Source organism: Thermostichus sp. OS-CIW-26 (genome assembly GCF_054058395.1).
Genome location: NZ_JBSSAG010000039.1, coordinates 1 through 23,595 on the forward strand (window position 1 = coordinate 1; position 23,595 = coordinate 23,595).

Here is a 23,595-nt window from a genome sequence, read left to right on the forward strand (position 1 = left end):
AGACGCAGCGGCATTATGACAAGCATCTGTATAAAGAGAGGCATTTAATCGAATGCTTTTTTCATAAGTTAAAGCAGTACCGGCATCTATTTTCTTGTTTTGACAAATTGGCCAGGAACTTCTTGAGTTTTCTCTATCTCGTCAGTGCTCTCTTTTGGCTCAAATGAAAGATCAACACAACCTAGGTATAGCGGGGACTGGATTTGAACCAGTGACCTTCGGGTTATGAGCCCGACGAGCTACCAGGCTGCTCTACCCCGCGGCGCTTTTCTAGCCTAGCTTGTCCTCCGGCTAACCGGCAAGCCTACGCCTAAGTTTCGCCCTTTTGTGTGGGTATTGTCTTCGGGGATCCCCGTCGCACCTGGATGAGCTGGGCGGTGATGCTGATGGCAATCTCGGCGGGGGTTTCGGCGTGGATCTCCAGACCGATGGGGGCAAAGAGCCGACTAAAGGCGGTCTCCGGGATCCCTTCCTGGGCCAGGGTTCGCAGTACGGTTTGTACCCGCTTGCGGCTGCCGATCATCCCCAGGTAGTGGGAGGTCAGGCCGGAGTGGTAGATGGCCCGCAGGATTTGGCAATCGAGGCTGTAGCTGCGGGTCACAAGAGCGACGTAGAGCTGCGGGATCCTGTGCAGATGGGGGATAAGTTGGGCAAAGGGTTCTGAGCACAGCCGCTCGGCAACGGGAAAGCGCTGAGGGGTTACCCAGTCCGGGCGATCGTCCTGTACCCAAATGCGAAAGCCGGCCAAATGGGCGATCTGGGCTAAGGATAGGCCGCAGTGGCCCGCTCCGACGATCAGCAGGGTGGGGGAAGGGAGGAGGGGCTCGACCCAGGATCCCGCGAGGAGCTGTGGGCGGGATGGCAGGGGGGCAAAGTGCTCCGCACCGCTGTCGCTAAGGCTGAGGTAGGGGAACCCCTGAGGATGGAGGGGAGTGATCAGCCAAGCCCTTTGCCCTTGGGTCAGAGCCTGGAGGATCTGGGCCGCCAATGTTTGGGCAGGGGATCCCTGCCATCGCTGTAGCCAAATGTGCATCCGTCCCCCGCAAACTCCCAGGGGAGGGCTGTTGAGATCGAGGGAAACCGGCATCCCAGCCGGCGAGGACTCCCCATCGCCATCGCCAACGGGAACAGCGGTCTGCAAAAGGGTTTGCGCTCGGGCAATGACTTCCGCTTCGGCAGCCCCACCGCCAACAGTGCCCAACAGGGTGCCATCGGATCCCACGGCCAGTTTTGCCCCCGCCTGGCGAGGCACAGATCCCTGGGTGCGGACCACCGTGGCCACCACCAGCGGCCCGCGGGAGAGCATATCTGCCAACTGTCGGGAAAAGGTCTCGTCCACCTCAGCCTCGGTTATGCCTACGGCACCCTAGCGGGAACGGTCAGGGACTCAATGATCAAGAAAGCCCCTCTAGGATGGCCTGATGGAAGGCAACCCGGAAAGCCTGGAACCCGTTCTCCCGCCGACCGTGGTAGACGGCGTTGGTGAGCAGCGTCACCACCAGCTCCCGCTCTGGATCGATCCACAGGGAGGTTCCGGTGAAGCCGGTGTGGCCAAAGGCGCTGGGGCTGAACGGGTAGCTGCTGGCCAAGGGATCCGGGGAGCGCAAGGCAAACCCCAAACCCCGGCGCTCGTGACAGCGGTGGGCATCCCCTTGCTGAGGCAACTGCTCGCGGGTCATTTCCCTCACCGTCTGCGGCTGCAACAGGGATCCCGTCAAAAAACTCTCCCCGAAAGCAGCTACTTCCTCTGCCGTGGCAAACAGTCCGGCATGGCCGGCGATCCCGCCCAGGCGGGCGGCATTTTCGTCGTGAACCTGCCCCTGTAGGCGGCGCTTTCGCCAAGGACACAGCTCGGTGGGGGCACAAGAGCCAGAGACAGAGGATGGGTCAAAGGGATCCCCTGGATAAAACTGAGTTTGGCTCAGGCCCAGAGGCTGCAAGATCCGGGCGTACAAGATCTGATCCAGACGGGTTCCGCTCAGACGTTCCAAAGCCAGCCCCAGCAGGATCAATCCAAGATCGCTGTAGACTGTGCGGGATCCTGGTCTGTAGGCCAAAAAGGTGTGCAAAGCCATGTGCCGGGCAGATTCGGCATCGGGCTGTCGAAAAAGGGGTCGCCAGGCGGGCAAACCGGCGGTGTGGGCCAGCAACTGTCGCACCGTCACCTGTTCTGCTGCAATAAGCTGGCCCAAGGACTCCGGCTCCGCAGCTATCCATTCCCCTGGTTGCAGAGGATCTTCATAGGGGGCAATGGGGCGGGATCCCTGAAACTCCGGCAACAGGAGACTGACCGGTTGATCCAGCAGCAACGCTCCGGCTTCCACCAGGGCCATGCAGGCGGTGGCGGTGTACAGCTTGGTCAGCGAGGCCAGGTCAAAACGGGTGGCCGAGGTTGTCGGTTGGCGCCGGGTCTCAGGGTCGAGATAACCTGCCGCCCTTGAGTAAATACACCTTCCCTTGTGGCGGATGGCCACTTGGGCAGCGGGGAAAAGGTGCGGAATGGCGGAGTTGAGCAGCCCCTCCAGCAAGGCTGGATCCCAACCCATCTGCTTCTCCTCCTGGCTTGGGGATCCCCAGTCCAACAAACAACTTGTAACGGTGTTTACAAAAGCCTACCGCTTCCCCAGCTAGGATGCCACCACGGCAGGCTACATCATCAAGGGATCCCAGGTGCGGCTGGAGTTGTTGCAAGCTTTTTTGAACGTGGTGGAAACGGGCAGCTTTTTGGCCGCTGCTCGCCTCAGCGGTCTGACCCAATCGGCCATTAGCCGCCAGATCCAGGCCCTGGAAGAAGCAGTGGGCGCTCCGCTGTTGCATCGCAAAAGCCCGGTGGCCCTAACTGTGGCCGGGGAACGGCTTTTGCCCCATGCCCGTCGCATCTGTCAAGAATGGCAGCGGGCTCAGGAAAGCATTCGAGAATGGCTGCAGGGCCAGCAAACTGAGCTCTGCATTGCTGGGATCCATTCTCTGATCGCCCATCAACTGCCGCCGGTGCTGCAACAGTTTTGCCGGGAGTACCCAGAGGTGCAGTTGCGGGTTACCGCTCTGGGCAGCGACCGCGCCTTAAAGGTGCTCAGAGATGGGCTGGTGGACGTGGCCCTGGTGATGGAGAACCCCCTGATGACGCGGGGGGCAGAGCTGGTGGTGGAGCCACTGTACTCCGAGCCAATTCAAGTATTGATGCCCGCCAACCATCCCCTCAGCCGCTACGAGCAGATCCCCTGGAAGGTGCTGGCGGAGTATCCCCAGGCCGTGTTCAAGGATGGCTATGCCATGCGCTCCTTGGTGGGATCCCATCTGACCCGACAGGGGCTTCCCCTGAAAGCAGCCCTGGAACTGAACACCTTGGATGCCTTTCGGGGGGTGGTGCGACAGGGGCAGCTCATTGCCCTCCTGCCGGAGTCGGCCCTGGTGGACTGCTGCGCCGATCCGGATTTGCAGGTGCGACCCACCGAGCCCCCCCTATTGAGGCGACAGGTGGTTATGGTCACCACCAGCGATCGCTATCGGATCCCTCCCATTCGCCGGTTTTTGCAGTTGGCCGCCCAGCTTATCAGGCAGTCTGGTAATGCTGAGCCTGCTTCCGGCGCAGATCCCCATTGGCCCTCTGCTGGGCTGTTGTCGGTTTTGTAGAGACCTTTTGTAGAAATTTCTGGTCAAATACCCATATCGGTAGTTTCAAGTGTTCCGCCCTTATCTCCCCCTATCCTGAGTAGCCCAGCGCTCCCGACCGCCGATGCTATGAGCCAAGAGTTTCGCGAGCTGTTGAAAAAAATCGGCAGCGGCACCCACACCCACCAGGATCTCAGCCGGGCAGAGGCCGCCAGCGCTGCTCGAATGCTCCTGCGGGGGGAGGCCACTCCCGCCCAGATCGGGGCTTTTTTAATTGCCCACCGCATCAAGCGCCCCACTGCCGAGGAGCTGGCCGGTATGTTGGATGCCTACGCAGAAGACGGCCCTCTTCTGCCCCGGCAGGATCTGCCTCATCCCTTGATCATCTTTGGCCATCCCTACGATGGCCGCTCGCGGACGGCACCGCTGGGGGTGCTGGTGGCTTTGCTGCTGGCAGCGGCAGGGTCAGCCGTTTTGCTGCATGGCTCTGGCTTCTGTCCCACCAAGTATGGGCTGCCTTTGGAAACGGTGTGGCGGAGCTTGGGGGTGGATTGGCGGGGGCTATCCCTGGAGCGGGTGGGGCAACTGCTGGAACAAACCGGGCTGGGATTTTTGTATTTGCCCACCTGTTTTCCCCAGGCTCAGGCCCTGATGGACTACCGGGATCAAATCGGCAAGCGCCCCCCCTTGGCCACCTTGGAACTGGTCTGGACGCCCTACCAAGGCCCCTTTCACCTGGTGGCCGGGTACGTGCATCCGCCCACCGAGGCCACGATGCTGGAGCTGTTTGCCCTGCGGGAGATCCGGCAATTCACCACCGTCAAAGGTTTGGAAGGCAGTTGCGACCTGCCGCGGGAACGGGCGGCCATTCTCAACCAGGGCGGGAAACGGCTGCTCTTGAAGGCTCGCGATTGTCACTTGGCAGGCCCGGAGATTCCCCTCTCCGGCGAGAAAGAGCTGCTCCAACAGATGCAGCAGGTGCTCAGCGGGGATCCCTGTGAACTCACCCCAGCCGTTCTCTGGAATGGGGGCAGCTATCTGTGGCTCCTCGGCCACGCCCCATCCTTGCCAGAAGGGATCCAACAGGCGGAAGACCTGCTTCGCTCTGGACGGGTGATGGAGAAGCTGAAACAACTGATCCGGGTGATCGACCTGATACATTTACGCTGAACACTGCTGAACATCACTGTTCAACTATGCAGCGATAGCATTCTGTTTGTTTCCAAACAGAATGGCGGTATCCCGCAAAGCTTTGAGTAGAATACCCAAAGCGCAGTTTCCGTGTCGTCTTACTACCAATTTTCTGCTTTGCTTTGGCTACCATGTTGGCAGACTCAAAAGTAAACAGAAAGATCAACTGGTAGTAATCCGTACTGAACATATTATACATTATTTTCAGTATAGTTGAGCTTATTATTGACTAGAGTCATGCTCTCCTAGGGCTGGGATCCCCTGTTTCGATGACTAGAGTCAAGCTCTCCAGCCCAGGAAAGAAAGCCCCCCGGCCAGCTCCAGGGGGCAAGAAGGGAAAGGTTGGATCCTTCAGGGCAACAACTCTTCGATGGCCTCTTCTTTGGTGTTGGTGCGGCGGGAGAGGGTGCGGCGGTCGAAAGTCATGTGGATCTCCCGGTTTTGCTCGCCATCGGCAGCCACGGCGAAGATGGGGAAGTCGATGTTGCCGTCTGGGAAAGCCATGTGGAAGCGGAAGGTGCCATCGGGGTTGAGCTGGATCTTGCGCCCGCCAATGGTAACGGTAGCATCCGGCTCTGTGGCCCCATAGACAATCAGCTCGGCATCGGCCACCAGCCAGAACTTGCGAGAGCGCTGCGGCAGCACTTCGGAAGCCCCCGAGAACAGGCCCAGGCCGGATCCTGAAGCCATCCAGGGAGCAGCGGGCACCTCCGCCATGGCCATCCCCATCATGCCCACACCCGAGGGGATGATAAACGAGCTGATGGCCTGCTCGGGCACCAATTGGCGGCTGCCCATCTGGTGGCTGCCAAACAGGGATCCCGCCACCCGCATCGCCTCAAAGCCACCCACCATTTCCAGGAAGGGATCGACCGTGGCACCCTGCTGCGGCTCATCGCCTTTGTAGTCCACCACGCCCATGCCGGTGGCGCTGCGCTTGTAGGGCTCGCTGAGCTGGTAAAGGGTGCGGCCCTGCAGAGCCATGTCGAAGGGCACTGTCAGGAAGTGCTCTTCAAACCAGTCGGAGGGAAAGACTGGCGGCACCATCACTGCAGCCGAGCGGGCCAACATCAGCCAGCGGCCATCTGCCGTCCGGTAGCCGATCTCCACAATGTAGGAACGATCGCTCACCGGGATCGGCAAATACCACTCCCGCGCCAACTCGTCACAGGGGTACTCCTGCATGCTGTGGGCCGGCTGGTAGCTGAAATCGATATCCGTCACATCGTAGAGGCGCAGCGCCAACTGTTGGCCGCCCTCGCGGCGCTTGCTTTCTTTAGCCTCGTTGGGCACATCCCAATAGGCGTAGGCCCACTGGGGATCCCGCGGCAGCAAAACGATGCGGCTTTCCCCATAGCCCTCCGGCAGATCCCCCAGCCCTTTGTCCACATCGGCCAGATCCGTCTTGCCGGCAACCTCTTGACCCCTAAACTTCGTTTGGGTGACCGATTCTTGCCCCTTGGGCTCCGGCATGGCATCGACAGGGCGGCCAGCTTTGACTTGGGTCTCTCGAATGGCCTCAATCAGCTGGTCTTTGGTCATGCGGCTGTATTTGGGGATCTGATAGCGGGCAGCTTCTTCCCGCAACTGCCGGATGGTCATTTCTTCCAACGGGATCCGCTCTTGTGGCATGGTCGGGGTCTCCTGTCTTCGACAAATCGGGCTTCGTGCAATGCTCCAGCTTTTGTCCTATGGGCCGATCCCAGCTTGTGGTTCTGAGGACAACCTTGAACCTGCTGATGTATCGGCTTGCCTCGGGCTCTCCAGCCGCTGATGACCACAGGTGGGGATCAACGGGGATCATCAAGAATGATGAACCCATGTTTGCGTATTTTTGCCTGTCGGTCAAGACCCTGGGGATCGCTGGGGATCAATCTCTTGTTCTCCGACCCACCTTTAGGGAGAGGCCAGGAGCCCCAGCTGCTCTCAAGCCAAGGGGAAGACTGCGCGGGATCCCCTGCCGAACCGGCCTCGCCTGGGTAGCATGGGGGAAAGGTGAGCTGTTGCGAGATGGGCCGCAGATTTCGTGGCCAAGAGGTGTTGGGATGAGGTGGTGGAAGCCTGCCGGGAAAGGTTCCGGGATCCAGATGAGTTGGGCAGCGCTGGGGATCCTGCTGGCGGGGCCGGTCTTGCCGGTGGAAGCTGTGGATGCCCAAACGCTGTTTCCTCCCCTTTACCGCTTGCAAGGGGGATCCCCTACCCTGCCCGCTTCTGAAGCAACGCCCTGGCGTCCAGTAACCCAGGATTCTGTTCCGCTCCCACAAACAGATCAAGCCGATCCAAAAGTCCAGCCGGCCCAACCCGGCCATGGAGAAGTGGCAGAAGGCCCGGTTTTCGATCTGGATCTGTTGCGGCAGTTCGGCACCAGCCCTGGCGGCAGTGGCTCTGGATCCCGGCAGGGGGAAGTGATCGGGCCGGGCAGCGGCCAGAGTGGGGTGCGCGGAGCCAGTCCTGGCTCAGGGGTGGGCACAGGCCAAGGGCCAGGGGGCGGAACGGGTCTGGAGGCGGGATCCCAGCGGCGGGAACCGCAAGTGACAGGGTTGATTGTGGATGCACGAGGCTTGGATTTCTTGCCTAGCCAGTCAATGCGCTTGTTTGATCCCGATGGCAATCAAGTCTATACCCCCGTTACTCTTGGCCAAGACCTCAACGCGGCCTTTGTGGGCAGCGAGGGCACAGCTGCCTATGCCACCTCGGAAGAGCAGGCCCGCTCACTGGTGAACCGCATCGGGGAACGGCCTCACCGCATTCGCGCCATCCGTACCCTTGGCTACGACCTGGTGATTTCCGCCGAAGATGCCTTTAGCCTGCGCCAGATGAATGCGACAGATGGCTTTCTGGATCGCTTTGCTGTGGTGGTCATCTGGGATGGCAGCCAAGCCAGTCTCCCCTGAGGCCCAGGGATCCCAGCATGGCCATCAAAGCACAGGACAGAGGAATGCTAGCCTAGCAAAAGTGCTCTGTCTGCACCACCCGCACCACCTCCAGCGGGGTTGATATCTTCCTGGGGATCCCAGCCTTATGCAACGGTTTGCCAACCAACCTCTGCGGGAACATCCCCACCTGGCGGTGTTTTCCTCCAGCAAGGTGGGCAATTTTGTGGTTACCATCCCGCTGTTGCGGGGCCTCAAGGAAAAATACCCCGGCTGTGTGCTGGATTTTTTTGGCAGCGAGATTACCCGCGACTTTGAGCTCCACTGCCCCTACATCGACTTCAGCTTTCCTCTCTACAGCCGTCGTCCCGATTACCTCGAGGCCCTGACCGCTGCTGTGCGAGAACGGGTGACCCAGGCCGGCCCCTACGACTTGGCCATCAATTGCGACGAGTTTAGCGAGCTCAACCTGGTGGCGGTAACGGCCCTGCGCCCCCAGTACATTGCCGGGGCCGGCTTGACTCTGGATTTTCGCCGCAAGTTGGACCCCGGCTCCGACCCGGTGCAGCGCATGCTCCAAGACGACGACTGGAACGGCCTGGAGTTTCTGCAGCGCTACAAAGATATCCTCACCAGCAACTACATCGCCGAAATCTTCTGTCGCCTGGCGTACGTGGAGACGGATTTTTTCCGCCTGGAGCTGCCCAGCCGGGATCCCGGTTTTCCGGTGCCAGAGGTCTTGGTGCACATCACCACTACCCGCCGCGCCAAGATGTGGCCTCTGGAGTACTGGCGGCAGGTGATCCAGTGGTGCCAAGGCCAGGGCCTGCAGGTGGGGCTGATCGGCAGCGCGCCGGAGCTGCAGCGATCCCTCTACCACGGCGGCAGCAGCGAAGACGAACTGCTGGCGCAAACGGGAATGGTTGACCTGCGGGGCAAAACCAGCCTCATGGAGCTGGCGGGGGCCCTGAAGCGGGCGCGGGTGTGTATCTCCGTGGATGCGGGGCCGATGCACATCGCGGCGGCAGTGGGCTGTCCCACCATTGCCCTGTTTGGCAACGATGCCGATGGGGATGGGGCCAGCCCGGTGCGACTGTGGGCTCCTCGTCTGCCCCACGTTTACCTCACCCAAACCGCCTACAAGTGCCGGGTCTGCGCAGAGAACAAGTTCAAAAACGAAACCTGCCTGGTGGAGGGTCATCCCTGTATGGCCCATCTCAAGCCGGAAACGGTCATCGGCTACTTGAAAGAGATTCTCAAGCAAACCTAGAGGTTCCACGCCCTCACCCCCAGCCCCTCTCCCAAAGAGAGAGGGGAGCTATGGAGCGACGGGGTGAGTTGTTTCATGGCTACTTGAAATGGCCATGTCTTGGGATCCCCATCTTTTTCCCCCTGGGAATCAGGGGGGCCGGTGGGCAGCAAGGAGTGCCCAGGGGCGCAGTTCGGATCCCTGGAAGTCCGTTTAAGCTGAGAGTTCAAGGCTGAAAACTTAGTGCCTAAACCATTTGGGTGTGAGCTGTGACTTTGGAGATGTGGTATCGCCACCAGCTGAGCCGCTTTGCAGGGTGGGGAAAAATAAGGCTCTGGCAAGGAGTTGCCCTGAAGCTGCTGGCCACTGCTTGCTTTGCCTGTTTAGGCGCGATCATCCGGCTCAACACTCCCGCCCTTCACCCCTTTCAGATTGTGTTTTTGCGCAACCTATTCGGGTTTCTCGCCCTGTCGCCGCTGGTGTTGCGGGCTGGGATCCAGTCTCTGCACACCACCAAGATGGAGTTTTACCTCCTGCGCTCGGCGATCAGCACGGTGGGGATGTTGCTCTCCTTTTGGGCAGCCAGCCTGTTGCCTCTGGCAGAAGCTACGGCGCTGAGCTTTGTTCAACTTTTGTTTGCCGGCACGATGGCGGTATGGGTGTTGGGCGAGCAGATGCGCTCGTCCCGCTGGCTGGGATTGGGCCTGGGGTTTGCCGGGGCTTTGGTGATGTTGAGGCCAGGCTTCCGAGAGTTTTCTCTGGGAACAGGCCTGGCCTTGGGGGCGGCAGCACTCTTTGCCTGGGTGACCATCGTGCTCAAGATCCTCTCCCGCACCGAGTCCAGCCTCACGATTACGGCCTACATGGGCCTGCTGCAGACCCCCCTTTCCTTTCTGGCTGCCGTCTGGGTTTGGACCTGGCCTTCTCCTGAGCAGTGGCTGTGGATGGTGGCCATGGGGCTACTGGGCAGCATTGGCCATGTGGCCCTCGCTCAGGCCTACAAGCTGGCTGAGGTGACGATGCTGCTGCCTCTGGATTTCTCCCGTCTGCTCTGGGCCAGCCTAATCGGGTTTTGGGTGTTTGCCGAGATCCCGGATGGGTGGACTTGGATGGGCGGAGCCTTGATCTTGGTGGGCGCCACCTCTGGAGCCTACGGCGAAGCCCGCCTGCCCACAATGCCGACCCAGGCCCGTACCGGCGGAGTTGGATAGCAGACAGATATCCTCTGCCAGGACTTACAGCCGAGGGAGAACAGGGCTGGAGCTGGTCAGGTCTGTGGTGGTAAGGGCCACCAACAGGGCTTCTGGACTGACGGGGAAGGGCAGGTGGTGGATGTCGGATCCTGGCTGGCAGGCCACTTGGGCAGCATGCAGCAGGTCGGCGGATCCCAAGTGACCTAGCTTGAGATCCCGCAAGTTGAGGGGCAGCCCCACCTGGCGGTAGAACTCCAGCAACTGGGTACGTGCTGCCAGCGCCAACTGGCTTCCCTGCAGGATCTCTTCTAGGCGGAGCTGGGCCAAAATGCCGAAAGCCACCTTCTCGCCGTGCAGGGTGGCCCGGTGCCCCGACAAGTGGGTTAGCCCGTTGTGGACAGCGTGGGCGGCCACGGTGCGACACTTAGCCCCACCCATGCCGCCGACGATCCCCGCCAGGCAGATGCAGGCATCCACCACCTGCTTCCAAGCGGTTCCGCCCGGCTCCCTCAAGGCCGCCGCCGATTGCTGGAGGAGCAAATCCCGCAGGACGCGGGCCTGCTGCACTGCCCCAATCACCAGAGCATCTTCCGATGCGCCGCTGCTGACGGAAGACTCGTACCACTTAGCCAAGGCATCTCCGATCCCGGCTACCAAGGTGCGAGGGGGAGCCTGACGAATGAGGTCGTAGTCCAAGATCAAGGCGGCTGGGGTCTGATCCAAGGCCACATCCCGCTGAAAAGCGCCGCTGTTGGAGTAGATATTGGATAGGGCACTCCAGGCGGCACAGGTGGCAGCAGAGGTGGGCACGGTAACCACGGGGATCCGCAGCCGGTGGGCCACCAGCTTGGCCGTATCCAGAGCCTTGCCCCCGCCTACCCCCAAGATGCCGGTTGTGGACTCCGCCATGGCTAGCGCCTGCAAACGCGCCAGCTCCGACTCGCTGCAATCTACCCCGTAGGTAGTCCAGTGAACTTGGAGGGCGGGATCCCGGGCGAAATTGCGCTGCAGAGGGGACTCAACTACAGCCAAGGAGCGTTCCCCCCCGATCACCAGCACACGGGATCCCAGTACCGCAAGGGGCACAGCTTCCAGAATGCCGCTGCCGCGGTACAGCCGACCTGGGGCCGGAATGGCAAGATCCAATTGGCAAGGAGAGGCGCTCAGCATTGCAAGAATGGGCGAGAAAAAGGACTCCGTCCCGCTATCGCAAACAGCTCAGTGTTCGTAATATAGATAACGATCCTAGCCGAAAAAAGGGCTGTGCACCGCTGGCGCGAACGCAGATGGCTCACCCAAGGTCTGGCTATAGTTAAGCTGTTCATCCCCTCAACTCTGCAGCCTCTAAGGTCTCTGGCCCCCTGACACGTTCGCAGAAGTGTCGCGTAGCGACAACAGTTCTCAGCAAGGGATCCCACCATGAACCCCACAACTCAACATCAGCTCATGCTCAAAATTGTGGCCGGCTCTGCTTGGGCCGATGGGCATTTGGAACCCCAGGAATTGGCCTACTTGGGATCCCTGCTGCGCCGCTATGGTTTGGAGCACGATACCGAGCTGCGAGAAGTAAACTACCCGACCCTGACCTTCGCAGTACAGGGCGGGCTTTCGGTAGCCCTGCAGTTGGCAAGCCAACCACGAGCCTCTGGGGTGGTTTACAGCACCCCCAATCGACCGTTACCAGTGCCTTAAACAACCGTTTCTGGTGTCCGCAGTACAATTATAACCATGGAGGCGGACTTTCCTCTCGACACCGACCCTACGGGTACAGTGCGGGGCTCCCGCGATTTCCAGCTGATCCAAGAGCCCATCCCGATGGAGCAAACCGAGCGCTGGATGGCCGATTATCTTGCCCAGGCCAGCGAAACCGAGCGCATGCAACTTTTGGGAGCAATCGGCAACCTGATGATCGCGGACAACACGGTCTCTCCAGAAGAGCACACCCTCTTGGATGACTACTACACCCTCATGGCCGGGATCCCGGCTCGTCCAGAAGCTGCACCCAACCTGGTGAAGGGCGTTGGGCAATTTTTCCGGCGCGTGGCCAAGGCTGTGGGGGGCAGGTGAGCGGGAAATCTGCGCTCTGGGCTTCAAGGATCCATGCTTTTGGAGAGCTCCTTCCCTTGCTGCTCCGCACCGCTGGCGCAAGAGTGTATCAGTCTGTACAGTTGCTCCCCAATAATCTGGATGCCGCTGACAATGCGCTCTTCCGGTTGGTAGCTAAAGGCCAGGCGCAGAGCATGGTCTCCTTGGCCGTCGGCAAAGCAGTGGGTGCCCGGTAGGAAGGTGACCCCCAGGGCGCGAGTAGCCTGCAACAAGGTGCTGGCGCTTAGGAAAGGGGGCAGCTCACACCAGACGAAAAATCCACCCCCAGGGGCCTCCACCTTGACTTCGGGCGGAAAATATTGAGCGATGGCCTCCAGCATCACCTGGCACTTTTCTCGGTAGCGACGGGTGAGGAGTTGAATGTGGCTTTGCAGACGGCCCTCCCCGCAATAGCGGGCCACCACCCGGCCCAAAAAGGGCCCCAGGGATCCCTCGCTGCGAAACATCTCCAAGCGGCGGATGATCTCAGGGTGACCACAGGCCCAACCCACCCGCACCCCCGGCACCACAATCTTGGAGAAGGTGCCCACATGAAGAACCCAGCCTTCCCGATCCAGCGCAGCCAAACTGGGCAAGGGATCCCCGGCAAAGCGCAGGTCGTAGTAGGCCTCGTCCTCCACCACCACCACACCGTACTCAGCTGCCAACTGCACCAATTTCTGCCGCCGTGGCCCAGAGAGGGTGCAGCCTTTGGGGTTTTGGAAGGTGGGAATGGTATAGACAAATCGGGGGCGGATCCCTTGGCGAGCCAGATCGCGCAGCACCTCTTCCAGGCGATCCACCACCATGCCTTCCCCATCCACCGGAATCGAGATCAGACGCGCTCCTGCCGCCGCAAAACGGCTGACAGCCCCCATGAAGGTGGGCCCTTCCACAATGACTACATCCCCCGGCTCCACGAAGACCTGAGGCAACAGGCCGAGGATCTGCCCAGAGCCATAGCCGATCAGTAGGTTTTCCGGCTGGGCCTCTACCCCTCTATCCCGCATCAACTGCAGCACCACGTTGATCAGCCCGGCAAACGTGCCGCCGTAATTGAGGGCATTGTCCCCATCCTCTGCCAACACCTCCGCCGTGGCCCGCGCCAAGTCGGCCTTGGGGAACAGACGCGGATCCGCCAGCCCAAAGGTAAAACTGGTAACCACTGGCACCGCCCCTGGGATCTCCGCCCCGAAAGGAGAAGGGATCACAGCCTGAGCCCGTTGGGCAAAAAGGGTTTGCAACAAGGGCCGCGAAGTGCTACGCGGTGCCGATGCGGACGAGGTCTGGGTCATGGCAAGCAAGAGAAAGAATACCTTAGGCCAATGCCTGCCACGATAACAAGAAAGAACTGCCCAGGAGTAGGGATCCCAAAACCCGCCGCCAGCTCCGGTAGGGGATCTCAGCCAAGACGCCGCCGGCGCTCAGGCATAGGAAGGGGAGCACCACCAAACCCCAGCGAGCACTTTGCTGTAGGGTGTTCACTTGGGGATCCCAAAACACTGCTGCCAGCACTCCCACCCAGAGGACATGGCCCAAGCCGGCCAAGCTGAGCAGGGCTTGTTGCCGTTCCGCCCAAGGCCAGCCCAGCCGCACCAAGCTCAACCCCAAGGGCAGCATCAAAGTAGCCAAAACAGCCAAGCCACTTTGGGAGCTGAGAGGATAGGGAATCACCTCAGCAGAGGTAGCCGGCAAATTAAACCGTCCCAGCCAGGAAAGCCCCATCACCAGCAGCAGCAAAAGCAGTCCTGATATTCCGAGCCGCTGACGCGAACGCAAAGGTTGCCGCGGCCACTGCTGGCTCGTCCACAGCCCCGCCCAGAGCAGAGCCAAGGGCCAAACCTTATAAGACAGGGCACAAGCTAAGGCCAGACCCCACCAGCGCAAGGTGGATCCCGGCCCAACACCACAACTGCAAAGCAAAACCAGGCTGCCCAAAATCTCGCTGCCTGGCTCCAACCCTTGGGTCAACACCCAGGGGCTGAGTCCCCATAGACCGGCACTCCAGAAGTTGCCCCAGCTCCAGCACAACAGCAGAATGGCCAAGCAGGCCATAGCTGAGAAGATGTGCAGGATCCCTTCAGCCGGGATCCCGGTTCCCTGAGCCAGCCAGGGCAGTAGCCCGTCTGCAAAAGTGCTCCGCACCACTGACGCGAACGAGTGGTAGAGAGGCAGTTCCGGTTGGACAAAAGTCAGGGATCCCTCAGAACTGCTCACCGGCAAAACGCGCCACCACTGCAGAGGAGCCGGTTGCCCCCAAGAGCGGAGTCGCTGCCCCAAAAGAAGGCCCATCCCTCCCCATAGCAGCCAGTGGCCCATGAAACCAAAACCAACCAAACGCCGACGGCGATGGTTGTCCCTGTTGGAGGAGCTCAGGCGGGGAAATGAGCCGCGGGGCAGCCGCTTGCCCGGGCGGGGTGTGGCGGGGGGAAACTTCATGGGTACACCCTAGCCTGTTCGCATGAGCAGTGCAGAACACTATCCCTACACGGGGTGGGCCCTCGACCGGCAGCAGAACATCCAACGCCCTCTACTCTTGGCCGGTTGGGGAGAAAAAGTGCCCCTTCGTTACTTCCAAAAGAGAATCTCCCCGCGTGACATACTCCCGCACTCATGCTGACGCAAAGCACTCCGCGCCGCTAGAGAGAAGGTCTAGTCAACTCTAGATCGCCCGTCAAGGGGCAACCCGACTGTTGCCAGCGGCGGATGGCCTGGGCAGTGAGTCCATTCGTTACATCGCGAATGGGGATCCCCGATCCGGTTACCTGCAGACGCACCAACCGCCAGGGATCCCCAGGAGCAGCCCGCAGAACATAAGCCTCGTAGGCCAGTTGCAGGGTTTCGCTGCGCCGACCGGCCAAGGAGTTGCCCTCCTTTTGGGGGTGTTGGGGCAAGACCAAGCGGCGCTCCAGCGTGGTGAAATACAGCCGAAAAGCTTCTGGCGAAACAGCAGTTGCGGTGTCCGGCAAAACCGGAGCCAGCTCCTGTTGGCGTAAGCGGGCCGGAGACCCTGGAGAGAGCATTTCAACCTCCGGCTTCCCCACCAGCACAACCTGAAACTCAGAGCGGGAGCGGCTCAAGGCCAGATTGAGAAACAAAGGCAACTGCTCCGTTAGAGCCTCAGCCCAAACCTGAGGAGCAGCCAGGCAAGTTTCCCCTCTTGGCGGAACGAAATGCTCCGCACCCCTAACGCGCCCAGGAGTGCTGACCAGGCCCAAAACCACCGATAAACCGGCTCCCAGCCAACGCCTCCTGCCGGATCCAGTCGGCCTATTTTCAGGGATCCACTGCACAAGCCTACGGCGTCGTTGCATTACAGAACTACCCCAATAACATCGGGCATCTCCCCACACCCTCACCCGGCAGCATCCCATGAGGCTTGGAAGCGCCGCAAGGCAGCCACGGGATCGGGAGAAGCGGTGATGGGGCGGCCCACCACCAGATAATCGGCTCCTGCCCGCAGAGCTTCGTCGGGCGTGCAGATGCGCTGTTGATCCTCCTCTCCATCCCCCGCCTTGGCTTGGCCCAGACGGATCCCGGGAGTAACCAGCAAAACCTCCGGCCCCAAAGCTTGGCGCAACCGCGAGACCTCCTGAGGAGAGCAAACCAGTCCAGTAAAGCCTTGAGCTTGAGCCAGCCGGGCCAAATGCAACACATAGTCGGCGGGATCCATCTCGATGCCCAGTTCCTGTCGCACCTGCGGGGGGCTGATGCTGGTTAAGAGGGTAACCGCCAATAGTCGACAAGGACTGCCCTGGGCAGCTGCCACGGCTGCCCGCAACATGGCACTGCCGCCGGCAGCATGGACGGTGAGCAGATCCACTCCATAGCTGACGGCCACCTCCGTAGCCCTCCCCACGGTGTGGGGAATGTCGTGCAGCTTCAAATCCAGAAAAATGCGCTTGCCCCTTTCCTTGAGAGCCTGCAGAACGGAAAAACCCGCAGCAGTGAACAACTCCAGACCCACCTTCCACCACAGCACCTGCGGCAAAGAGTCCACCCACTTCAAAGCCTGCTCTTGAGAAGAAGTATCCAGCGCAACAATCAGGCGGTCACCCTTCATCGGGGCTCATTCCGGGGCTCATAGTGGGGACAGCCCTCACAGGGGCCGCAGGGGTTGACGGCACAGCGCAACTCTGGAGAATGGGCATTGTAGCGGCAGGTGGGATCCCCGATGTATTCTGGCGGCGAAGCCACGTAAGTGTAAACAACCACGCCCCCAAATCCTATCGGGCTGACGAAGAAACGACTGGTGGTGAAAGATTCGCCAGAAGGGTTGAGGGTTTCCTCAAAGGGTTCTGGCTCAGGCTCCAGCTCCACTTCCTCCTCCAGATTCCAGAGGGCTTCCCACTGCCTAAGGGTTTCCTGTAAAGGCACAGCCAAGTGCTCTGCCAGCTCCGTCAGGGCAGTCTCCAAAGAGGCCAAACTTTCTTCGGCCACTTGGGCAAAGGCTGCAGCCCATTCCTCCAAAAGTTTCTCAAAATCCATGCAGCAGCGACCTAGAGGCTCCTTCTTCACCTTACCGCCAGCCTGGACAACCTTTAACTTCCTCCCCGGCAAACGGCATCCACTAGAGCTTGATTCACCAATGGAAACAGCTCCGCCAGTTCTTCTGTGGATAGGTTTCCGGTACAGACATTGGCGCGAATATGCCACTCTGCCCACATTTGCGCCGAAGGAGCAGCAGGATCCCGGCCCTCCTCAGAACCTGAACCGCCCACAGGTACCCGAGGGAGGCTGCGTCCCGACCCAAGGTTCAGTTGCAGTACGCTGTCACGGTTGATGCCAGTCAGCGAGGTTTGAGCGTTAGCCTCCTCAAGGAAAGCGAGAGAGAAAGCCAAAGCCATCCCAGCTAATCCCCAGAAAACAGCGCGGTAAACCATGGGATCTCCAGTAGTTAGATAGAGCATGACTCTAGTCAATAATAAGCTCAACTATACTGAAAATAATGTATAATATGTTCAGTACGGATTACTACCAGTTGATCTTTCTGTTTACTTTCGAGTCTGCCAACATGGTAGCCAAAGCAAAGCAGAAAATTGGTAGTAAGACGACACGGAAACTGCGCTTTGGGTATTCTACTCAAAGCTTTGCGGGATACCGCCATTCTGTTTGGAAACAAACAGAATGCTATCGCTGCATAGTTGAACAGTGATGTTCAGCAGTGTTCAGCGTAAATGTATCAGCCCTGTCTTGAGCGCAATTATAGCCACTACTTCCCGTTCCTCCGGGCAGAACTGGGTCAAGTCTGCCTACGACCGCAGGCCGATTCCCGACCACTGCACGCAATGACGGCCCTGCTCATCCTTCAGGGATCCATCGCGGCGGTAGGAAAAGAAATCTTGGGGTTGGCTGAGGGTGCAATGGGGGCTGACGGCAATGTGTTCAGGGGGGATCCCTTGGGCTTGGGCTTGGGCACCGTTGACCCAGCGCAGATCCAGGCGAACCTTGCCAGGCAGAGGATCGGGCAACAGGGCGGCGCGGGCATCCAGCCCCGGGGGTAAACTGTTCAGCACCAGCTCCGCCACCTCCTCTGACACCTGATAGACCGACCCCGAAATGGAAGGCCCGATGGCCACGCGGATCCCAGCAGCAGGGATCCCCGCCTGTAAAAACTCCTGCAGCACCTTGGACAAGATCCCCGCAGCAGTGCCTCTCCACCCGGCGTGAATGGCCGCCACCCATTCTCGACTGGCCACCAAAATCGGCACACAGTCAGCGGTGCAGACCCAGGCAGAATCTCCTTGGCGGCGGGCAATGACCGCATCTGCCTGAGAACGGGTAGGGATCCCTTGACCAGCAGAGCAGTCCTGCTCTCGTTTGTGTCCAAAGGTTTCGGTGATCCCATCTGCCCAAACCCAGTTGCAGCCATGCACCTGATGGCCCCACGCGGCCTGTTCAGGGGGCAGTTGCAGCCGGGCGGCCAACTGAGACGGGGGATGGGGATGACCTTGGCGAGAGCCAAAAGCATGAGGCCACTCCGCCAAAAGCTGACACTCCAGCCAGCGCCATCTCCCTGCCTGCTGCCAAACCCACAAGGCGGAGCCACTCATTGGCGAGAGCTACCCAGGCCAGCAGTGGGCGGGGATCCTTGAGACCGATGTTGGGCGCGGAGATGGCCCACCCGCTCTTCCAAACACATCTTTAGCTCGGCAGGGTTAAACAGCATCGGCAAAAAATGAATGCTTTTGGTTTCTCGGAAAAAGAACAACACCGGCAGCGGCGGCCAGAAAATTTGCCAATCCTGCCACTCGCTGTAGGGGAACTCGCGGATGCGCCTGGAGCCGCTGTAGACCTGCAGCGCCGTTCTGGTAAAGGCCAGACCGATCAGAGAGGTCTGCACCACCAAAAATAGGCCAAACAGGCCCACCCCCAGCCCCGCCCAAAACGAAAGCCAGAACAGCGGCACTGCCAAAGCCAACACCGACAGGCTGAGGCGAAAATCCGGGGTCAATAGATGGGCAGAATTGGGTCTAATCATGCCCCATTTCTCCTCTCGGGGATCCCAGACCCATTCTAGGCCGCCTCGGCAACTCTTCAGAAGTCAGAGGATCTGTAGGACATAGAGGAGAGAGCCTGATACATTTACGCTGAACACTGCTGAACATCACTGTTCAACTATGCAGCGATAGCATTCTGTTTGTTTCCATTCGCGTCAGCGGGACGGAGTCCGAACAGAATGGCGGTATCCCGCAAAGCTTTGAGTAGAATACCCAAAGCGCAGTTTCCGTGTCGTCTTACTACCAATTTTCTGCTTTGCTTTGGCTACCATGTTGGCAGACTCGAAAGTAAACAGAAAGATCAACTGGTAGTAATCCGTACTGAACATATTATACATTATTTTCAGTATAGTTGAGCTTATTATTGACTAGAGTCATGCTCTTCTCGAAATCAGGGAACGAGGGGAAAACCGAACCCGTTTTTTGAGTTATCCCGAAAAATACTTGGGATCCTGGGGAAATTGGGGTTTGCCATTGAGCTTCTTCCCACAGCTGGCCGATACAACCGCGCAGGCGGGATGGAATCCTCGCGTAGCTCTCAACTGAGGGCCTCACCGCGTGCGATGGTATACGATAAACTCCAGAGTTCCGCAAGTTTACAGATCAGAACCGGCAAGACGACCCCCATCTACCCAAATGCGCCCTTGGGAAAACCGGCATAATACGGATATAACGAGTGCTTACTGCTAACCCGCACAATTCGTTGGGCCTCTCCATGCCTCTCGACCCTCTCTCTCAGTTGCCAGAGGAGCCAACCACTCAGATCCCCTTGGAGTTTTACGAGCGCAGACCCCAGCCTGAGGCAACTGCGGCCTTTCTAACGGTGCTCAGCGGCGCCAATGTGGGCATGACGTTTCCCTTGGCGAGGGGTGGAGTTTTGGGGCGCAGCCACCGCGCGGACATTCAGCTCTTGGATCACGCCGTCTCCCGGCAGCACTGTCGGCTGGAAAGAGAAAGTGAGGGTTATGTTCTCACCGACCTGGAGAGCCTCAACGGCACTTATGTCAACGGCGAGCGCATCAGCCGCGTTCTCCTGAAGGATGGAGATCGCATTCAAGTGGGGGCCAGCACCCTCAAGTTTGCCTACTACGACGCGGCAGAAGAAGCCTTCTTTTTGCAAATGGCCACTGCCGCCCTCCACGACCCGCTGACTGGCTTGCATAACCGACGTTTTTTCCTGGAGCAACTGGAGCTGGAGATCCCCTTTGCCCTTCGCCATCGCATTCCCCTCCACGTGCTCTATCTGGATTTGGATGGGTTTAAGCAAATCAACGACCGCTGGGGGCACTGGGCTGGGGATCAAACCTTAATCCAGGTGGCGCGGCGATTGCAAGCTCACGTTCGCCAAGACGATCTGGTGGCCCGCTTGGGGGGCGATGAGTTTGCCCTGCTGGTGCGCGGGATCCCGAACTCGCAGATCCTAGGGCTGGCAGAACGCTTGCGGCAGGCTGTCCAAACCCTGTTGGTGCAGGCGGGGACGGAGACCATCTCCCTAAGCTGCAGTGTGGGCATCGCCTCTCTGCTGGAGCTGGGAGAGGGAACTGACCCACAAAGTCTGCTGGCTGCTGCCGACAAGGCCCTCTACCAAGCCAAAGCTGAGGGGGGTAACCGAGAGACTTTGCTGTAGTTCAGGGCCAACTGCTGGAGTTTAGGATCCCTCCACCAAACTGGCGTAGGCTTCGGCGCTCATGGTGTCCTCGAGATCTTCGGGGTTGGCAATGCGCACCTTGATCAGCCAGCCATCGCCATAGGGATCGTCGGCAAGGCTTTCGGGGCTCTCCACCACCGCTGTATTCACGGCCACCACCTCTCCAGAAAGAGGGGCATAGAGATCTTCAACGGCCTTGACCGATTCCACCGAGCCAAAGCTTTCCCCTTTTTCAATCTCTGTCCCTTCTTCGGGCAAGCCCACGAAAACGATATCCCCCAGTTGATCGACGGCATAAGCTGTGATCCCAATCACCGCAATATCATCCTCAACATGGATGTACTCGTGGGTGTCCACGTAGCGCAGATGGGATGGATACTCCAGGGCCATGCCGGTTCTCCCGTAGAATTCAGTGGATTATTCTAGGGTGAACTCTCGGAGATGGTAAAGGGCGGATCCCAAGCCCGGCCCACTAGAGAAACTCCATCAGCAGCCGATTTACGGTTTGCGGCGCTTCCTGTTGCGCCCAGTGGCCGCATTCGGGGATGTACTCCTTGCGCAGGCCGTTGGGGAAAAAGGGATCCATCCCCTCGGTTAGCTCGCGGCTGAGGGCAAAGTCTTCTTCTCCCCAAATCAGCAGGGTAGGGGCGAGGATTTGCCGCATGGGCTGCAAAAACAGGTTCTGCAAGGTGGGCAGGTTAAACAGCTGGCGGTAGTAGTTGAGGGCAGAGGTGAGAACCTTGGGTTTGGAGAGGGCCTCTTGGTAGAGCTTGAGGTCGTGGCGGGTGAAGGCGCTTTTGCGCACCGAGGTTTCCTGGAAAATGCGGCGCACCCAATCTCCCAAATCCCACTGCAGCACCCACTCTGGCAGCCAAGGCAATTGAAAAAAGAACAGGTACCAACTGCGGCGCAGTTGATCCAAGTTGCTCAAGAATTCCCGGCGAAAGCAGGCCGGATGGGGAGAATTGAGGACGGCCAGCTTGCGAATCTCCTCAGGGAAAAATTGCGCCCAGTGCCAGGCAATGGCTCCCCCCCAATCGTGGGCTACGACCACCGCCCTCTGAGCCCCAAAGTGCCTCAGCAAGCCGCGAATATCCTCAGTAAGGGTATCCAAGTCGTAGCCGTGATCCGGTTTGTCGGAATCGTTGTAGCCGCGCATGTCGGGTGCCACCACGCGAAACCGCTGCGCCAACACCGGAATCTGATGCCGCCAGGAGTACCAAAACTCCGGGAAACCGTGCAACAAGATCGCCAGCTCTCCTTCCCCTTGGGTGACGTAGTGCAGTTGAATGCCATTGGTAAGGGCATAGCCGTGCTGCCAGGTTCCCATCTTGGCGGCTACCTCAGGAGGAAGGCGGGGGATCCCTGCTTCTGCCATGTCGTCTGCTCTCGAGCTAACCCATGATTTGGTATCCACCCATACTAACCTTTGTCGCCGGTCTTCCCTTTGCCGGCGCAGGCTTTTTGAGAGGCATCCTACGAAGAAAGCTTAAGAGAAAGTCTGCGGGTGAACAGATTAGATGAACACTAGCGCAGAAGGCCACAGCCCAACATCCCCGCAAAGCGTTGCCATTTTGGGAGCCGGGGCTTGGGGAAGTACCCTGGCGATGCTGGCTCAGGGGCAAGGGCACCGGGTGCGGGTTTGGAATCGCCGCAAGGGCCTGGATTTGGCAGAAGTGCTCCAGGGATCCCAAATCCTCATCTCAGCCGTCTCTATGGCGGGGGTACGCCCTGTGGTGGAAGCGGTGCGCCAAGTGGGGATCCCGCCGCAGGCAATTTTGGTCTCGGCCACCAAAGGGTTGGATCCACTGCAGCTTCTGACCCCTACCCAAATTTGGGGGGCCACCTTCCCGGAGCAGCCCCTGGTGGTGCTTTCGGGGCCTAATCTTTCGGCGGAGATCCGCCAAGGCTTGCCGGCAGCGGCAGTGGTGGCCAGCCGGGATCCCTGGGCCGCTGTGCAGGTGCAGTATGCCCTTTCCTCGGAGCGGTTCCGCCTCTATACCAGCAGCGATCCGCTGGGAGTGGAGCTAGGCGGCACTCTGAAAAATGTCATTGCCATCGCTGTTGGCGTGTGTGATGGCTTGCAACTGGGGGCCAATGCTCGTGCGGCTCTGGTTACCCGCGGCCTGGCAGAGATGATCCGGGTGGGATCTAAGCTGGGGGCACGGGCAGAAACCTTCAATGGCCTGTCGGGGTTGGGGGATCTGCTGGCCACCTGCCACAGCCGCTTGAGCCGCAACTACCGAGTGGGCTACGGGCTAGGCCAGGGCCAACCCTTGTCGCAGATTTTGGCGGAGATCGAGGGCACCGCCGAAGGGGTTTACACCGCTCCCGTCGTGGTCGAGATCGCTGCCCAGCACGGCATTCAGGTGCCCATCACCCAGGAAGTGCATCTGTTGTTGCAAGGGCAGACCACCCCCACCGCCGCCCTCACCCGCCTGATGGAACGTCAACTGACTTCGGAATAGGCTGCCTTCACTTCTCCCAAAGGAGGAGGGGGGTTTCTGGCATAACCGCAAATCTGCGGATGAGGAAAGTTGTTCCGCACTCTATCAGGATTTTTGCAGAGCAGGGAGATCCCAGAATGAGCGATTTGGCGGAGTTTTTTTTTCCAGAGTTTCCCTATGCTGCAGCTGTAGTTCTTCGACTTGTTCTTGCATCAACTCGGATCTCTCTGGCTCCGGGAAGGCGGACAGTAGGCCCGACAGGTTGGGCCAGGTCTTTGTTTAATTTTTTACAAAGTTATGTCCAAACGCATCCTGGTGATTGAAGACGAACCCTCTATTCGCACCTATCTGCAGAAGGTGTTGCAACGAGCGGGGTACGACACGGTGGCGGCCACCGATGGAGAAGAGGGCTTGCAGATGGTGCGCACCCTGATGCCCGACTTGGTGTTGTGCGATGTGGTGATGCCCAAGCTGAACGGCTATGGGGTGCTGGATGCCCTGAGATGGGATCAGTCTACAGCTCACATCCCCTTCGTCTTTCTCTCCTCGAAAATCTCTCCCGAAGAGATTGAACAGGGGCTATGTTTTGGCTCCGATGCCTATCTGACGAAGCCCGTTGACCAGAAACGCCTGCTGAAAGCCGTTGCTGCCCAATTGTCTTGAGTTGACCAAAAGGCGCGGCAAGCCCCGTCCTTCAGGGCGGGGAAGGATAGCGCCGACCGTAGCCGACGCCCTTTAAAAACGCAGTGTCGGCCATGTGAATATCGTTGTCATCACGCATAGGTCAAGAATACGAT

General features: G+C 59.4%; 23 protein-coding genes, 1 tRNA gene and 1 pseudogene. 11 read left to right on the forward strand and 14 right to left on the reverse strand.

Annotation, left to right across the window (positions count from 1 at the left end; all coding sequences use genetic code 11):
• Positions 1 to 167: pseudogene (locus ACVW0C_RS12430) on the forward strand (IS5-like element ISSoc13 family transposase); the annotation flags it as partial.
• A 21-nt stretch (positions 168 to 188) separates the two neighbouring features.
• On the opposite strand, the gene ACVW0C_RS12435 reads toward ACVW0C_RS12430, so the two are convergent.
• From ACVW0C_RS12435 to ACVW0C_RS12445, 3 genes are all read right to left on the reverse strand, one after another.
• Positions 189 to 262 (reverse strand) — tRNA-Met (locus tag ACVW0C_RS12435).
• Positions 263 to 310: 48 nt separating this feature from the next.
• Entirely contained in the window at positions 311 to 1,339 is a 1,029-nt protein-coding gene (locus ACVW0C_RS12440) for an XdhC family protein (protein ID WP_457385684.1), read from the reverse strand.
• Between the two features lie 55 nt (positions 1,340 to 1,394).
• Positions 1,395 to 2,546: a serine hydrolase domain-containing protein gene (locus tag ACVW0C_RS12445; protein WP_457385685.1), complete on the reverse strand. Its 1,152-nt coding sequence runs from the start codon at positions 2,544 to 2,546 to the stop codon at positions 1,395 to 1,397.
• A gap of 124 nt (positions 2,547 to 2,670) precedes the next feature.
• On the opposite strand from ACVW0C_RS12445, the gene ACVW0C_RS12450 reads away from it, so the two are divergent.
• Together ACVW0C_RS12450 and ACVW0C_RS12455 are read left to right on the forward strand one after the other, a co-directional pair.
• Positions 2,671 to 3,633 (forward strand): LysR family transcriptional regulator, encoded by a 963-nt coding sequence (locus ACVW0C_RS12450; RefSeq protein ID WP_457385686.1) that lies wholly within the window; start codon positions 2,671 to 2,673, stop codon positions 3,631 to 3,633.
• A gap of 108 nt (positions 3,634 to 3,741) precedes the next feature.
• Complete coding sequence (locus ACVW0C_RS12455; protein WP_457385688.1) at positions 3,742 to 4,782, forward strand: anthranilate phosphoribosyltransferase family protein; 1,041 nt, start codon at positions 3,742 to 3,744, stop codon at positions 4,780 to 4,782.
• Between the two features lie 372 nt (positions 4,783 to 5,154).
• On the opposite strand, the gene ACVW0C_RS12460 is transcribed toward ACVW0C_RS12455, so the two are convergent.
• Positions 5,155 to 6,435, reverse strand: coding sequence for a DUF4912 domain-containing protein (locus tag ACVW0C_RS12460; RefSeq protein WP_457385689.1), 1,281 nt, complete (start codon positions 6,433 to 6,435; stop codon positions 5,155 to 5,157).
• A 413-nt stretch (positions 6,436 to 6,848) separates the two neighbouring features.
• Here ACVW0C_RS12460 and ACVW0C_RS12465 point away from each other — a divergent pair, with 413 nt between their 5' ends.
• The 3 genes from ACVW0C_RS12465 to ACVW0C_RS12475 all read left to right on the forward strand — a co-directional run bounded on the left by ACVW0C_RS12465 (position 6,849) and on the right by ACVW0C_RS12475 (position 10,136).
• Positions 6,849 to 7,697: a hypothetical protein gene (locus ACVW0C_RS12465; protein ID WP_457385691.1), complete on the forward strand. Its 849-nt coding sequence runs from the start codon at positions 6,849 to 6,851 to the stop codon at positions 7,695 to 7,697.
• Between the two features lie 127 nt (positions 7,698 to 7,824).
• A complete protein-coding gene (locus ACVW0C_RS12470) occupies positions 7,825 to 8,946 on the forward strand; it encodes a glycosyltransferase family 9 protein (RefSeq protein ID WP_457385692.1) in 1,122 nt (373 codons plus the stop codon).
• Between the two features lie 248 nt (positions 8,947 to 9,194).
• Positions 9,195 to 10,136: a DMT family transporter gene (locus tag ACVW0C_RS12475; RefSeq protein ID WP_457385693.1), complete on the forward strand. Its 942-nt coding sequence runs from the start codon at positions 9,195 to 9,197 to the stop codon at positions 10,134 to 10,136.
• Between the two features lie 24 nt (positions 10,137 to 10,160).
• Here ACVW0C_RS12475 and ACVW0C_RS12480 read toward each other — a convergent pair whose 3' ends face one another.
• Positions 10,161 to 11,288, reverse strand: a complete 1,128-nt coding sequence (locus tag ACVW0C_RS12480) for an iron-containing alcohol dehydrogenase family protein (protein ID WP_457385695.1) — start codon at positions 11,286 to 11,288, stop codon at positions 10,161 to 10,163.
• A gap of 249 nt (positions 11,289 to 11,537) precedes the next feature.
• Between ACVW0C_RS12480 and ACVW0C_RS12485 the strand changes: the two genes are divergently transcribed.
• Positions 11,538 to 11,810: a tellurite resistance TerB family protein gene (locus tag ACVW0C_RS12485; RefSeq protein WP_041436116.1), complete on the forward strand. Its 273-nt coding sequence runs from the start codon at positions 11,538 to 11,540 to the stop codon at positions 11,808 to 11,810.
• Positions 11,811 to 11,846: 36 nt separating this feature from the next.
• Complete coding sequence (locus tag ACVW0C_RS12490) at positions 11,847 to 12,185, forward strand: hypothetical protein (RefSeq protein ID WP_457385697.1); 339 nt, start codon at positions 11,847 to 11,849, stop codon at positions 12,183 to 12,185.
• A 23-nt stretch (positions 12,186 to 12,208) separates the two neighbouring features.
• Here the strand turns inward: ACVW0C_RS12490 and ACVW0C_RS12495 are convergent, their stop codons facing one another.
• The 7 genes from ACVW0C_RS12495 to ACVW0C_RS12525 all read right to left on the reverse strand — a co-directional run bounded on the left by ACVW0C_RS12495 (position 12,209) and on the right by ACVW0C_RS12525 (position 18,684).
• Positions 12,209 to 13,498, reverse strand: a complete 1,290-nt coding sequence (locus ACVW0C_RS12495) for an aminotransferase-like domain-containing protein (RefSeq protein WP_457385699.1) — start codon at positions 13,496 to 13,498, stop codon at positions 12,209 to 12,211.
• Between the two features lie 22 nt (positions 13,499 to 13,520).
• Positions 13,521 to 14,642, reverse strand: a complete 1,122-nt coding sequence (locus ACVW0C_RS12500) for a hypothetical protein (protein ID WP_457385700.1) — start codon at positions 14,640 to 14,642, stop codon at positions 13,521 to 13,523.
• Positions 14,643 to 14,842: 200 nt separating this feature from the next.
• Positions 14,843 to 15,517: a hypothetical protein gene (locus tag ACVW0C_RS12505; protein WP_457385702.1), complete on the reverse strand. Its 675-nt coding sequence runs from the start codon at positions 15,515 to 15,517 to the stop codon at positions 14,843 to 14,845.
• Between the two features lie 41 nt (positions 15,518 to 15,558).
• Positions 15,559 to 16,266, reverse strand: a complete 708-nt coding sequence (gene pyrF / locus ACVW0C_RS12510) for an orotidine-5'-phosphate decarboxylase (protein WP_414344489.1) — start codon at positions 16,264 to 16,266, stop codon at positions 15,559 to 15,561.
• Entirely contained in the window at positions 16,263 to 16,691 is a 429-nt protein-coding gene (locus ACVW0C_RS12515; protein ID WP_457385704.1) for a DUF6464 family protein, read from the reverse strand. Before ACVW0C_RS12515 ends, pyrF begins: the two co-directional genes overlap by 4 nt.
• Positions 16,692 to 17,455: 764 nt before the next feature.
• Positions 17,456 to 18,256, reverse strand: coding sequence for a peptidoglycan editing factor PgeF (gene pgeF, locus ACVW0C_RS12520; RefSeq protein ID WP_457385706.1), 801 nt, complete (start codon positions 18,254 to 18,256; stop codon positions 17,456 to 17,458).
• A complete protein-coding gene (locus ACVW0C_RS12525; RefSeq protein ID WP_457385707.1) occupies positions 18,253 to 18,684 on the reverse strand; it encodes a DUF3119 family protein in 432 nt (143 codons plus the stop codon). The genes pgeF and ACVW0C_RS12525 overlap by 4 nt, the downstream gene beginning before the upstream one ends.
• 695 nt (positions 18,685 to 19,379) lie before the next feature.
• Between ACVW0C_RS12525 and ACVW0C_RS12530 the strand changes: the two genes are divergently transcribed.
• Positions 19,380 to 20,330 (forward strand): diguanylate cyclase, encoded by a 951-nt coding sequence (locus ACVW0C_RS12530; RefSeq protein WP_414388814.1) that lies wholly within the window; start codon positions 19,380 to 19,382, stop codon positions 20,328 to 20,330.
• Between the two features lie 21 nt (positions 20,331 to 20,351).
• Here the strand turns inward: ACVW0C_RS12530 and gcvH are convergent, their stop codons facing one another.
• Entirely contained in the window at positions 20,352 to 20,741 is a 390-nt protein-coding gene (gene gcvH, locus ACVW0C_RS12535; RefSeq protein ID WP_011432013.1) for a glycine cleavage system protein GcvH, read from the reverse strand.
• An 82-nt stretch (positions 20,742 to 20,823) separates the two neighbouring features.
• Positions 20,824 to 21,729 (reverse strand): alpha/beta fold hydrolase, encoded by a 906-nt coding sequence (locus ACVW0C_RS12540; RefSeq protein ID WP_457385709.1) that lies wholly within the window; start codon positions 21,727 to 21,729, stop codon positions 20,824 to 20,826.
• 142 nt (positions 21,730 to 21,871) lie between these two features.
• On the opposite strand from ACVW0C_RS12540, the gene ACVW0C_RS12545 reads away from it, so the two are divergent.
• Both ACVW0C_RS12545 and ACVW0C_RS12550 read left to right on the forward strand, forming a co-directional pair.
• The gene (locus ACVW0C_RS12545) at positions 21,872 to 22,819 is read left to right on the forward strand and encodes an NAD(P)H-dependent glycerol-3-phosphate dehydrogenase (RefSeq protein ID WP_457385710.1); all 948 of its coding nucleotides are present in this window, start codon (positions 21,872 to 21,874) and stop codon (positions 22,817 to 22,819) included.
• A 276-nt stretch (positions 22,820 to 23,095) separates the two neighbouring features.
• Entirely contained in the window at positions 23,096 to 23,461 is a 366-nt protein-coding gene (locus ACVW0C_RS12550) for a response regulator (RefSeq protein WP_011432017.1), read from the forward strand.
• Positions 23,462 to 23,595: the final 134 nt, after the last annotated feature.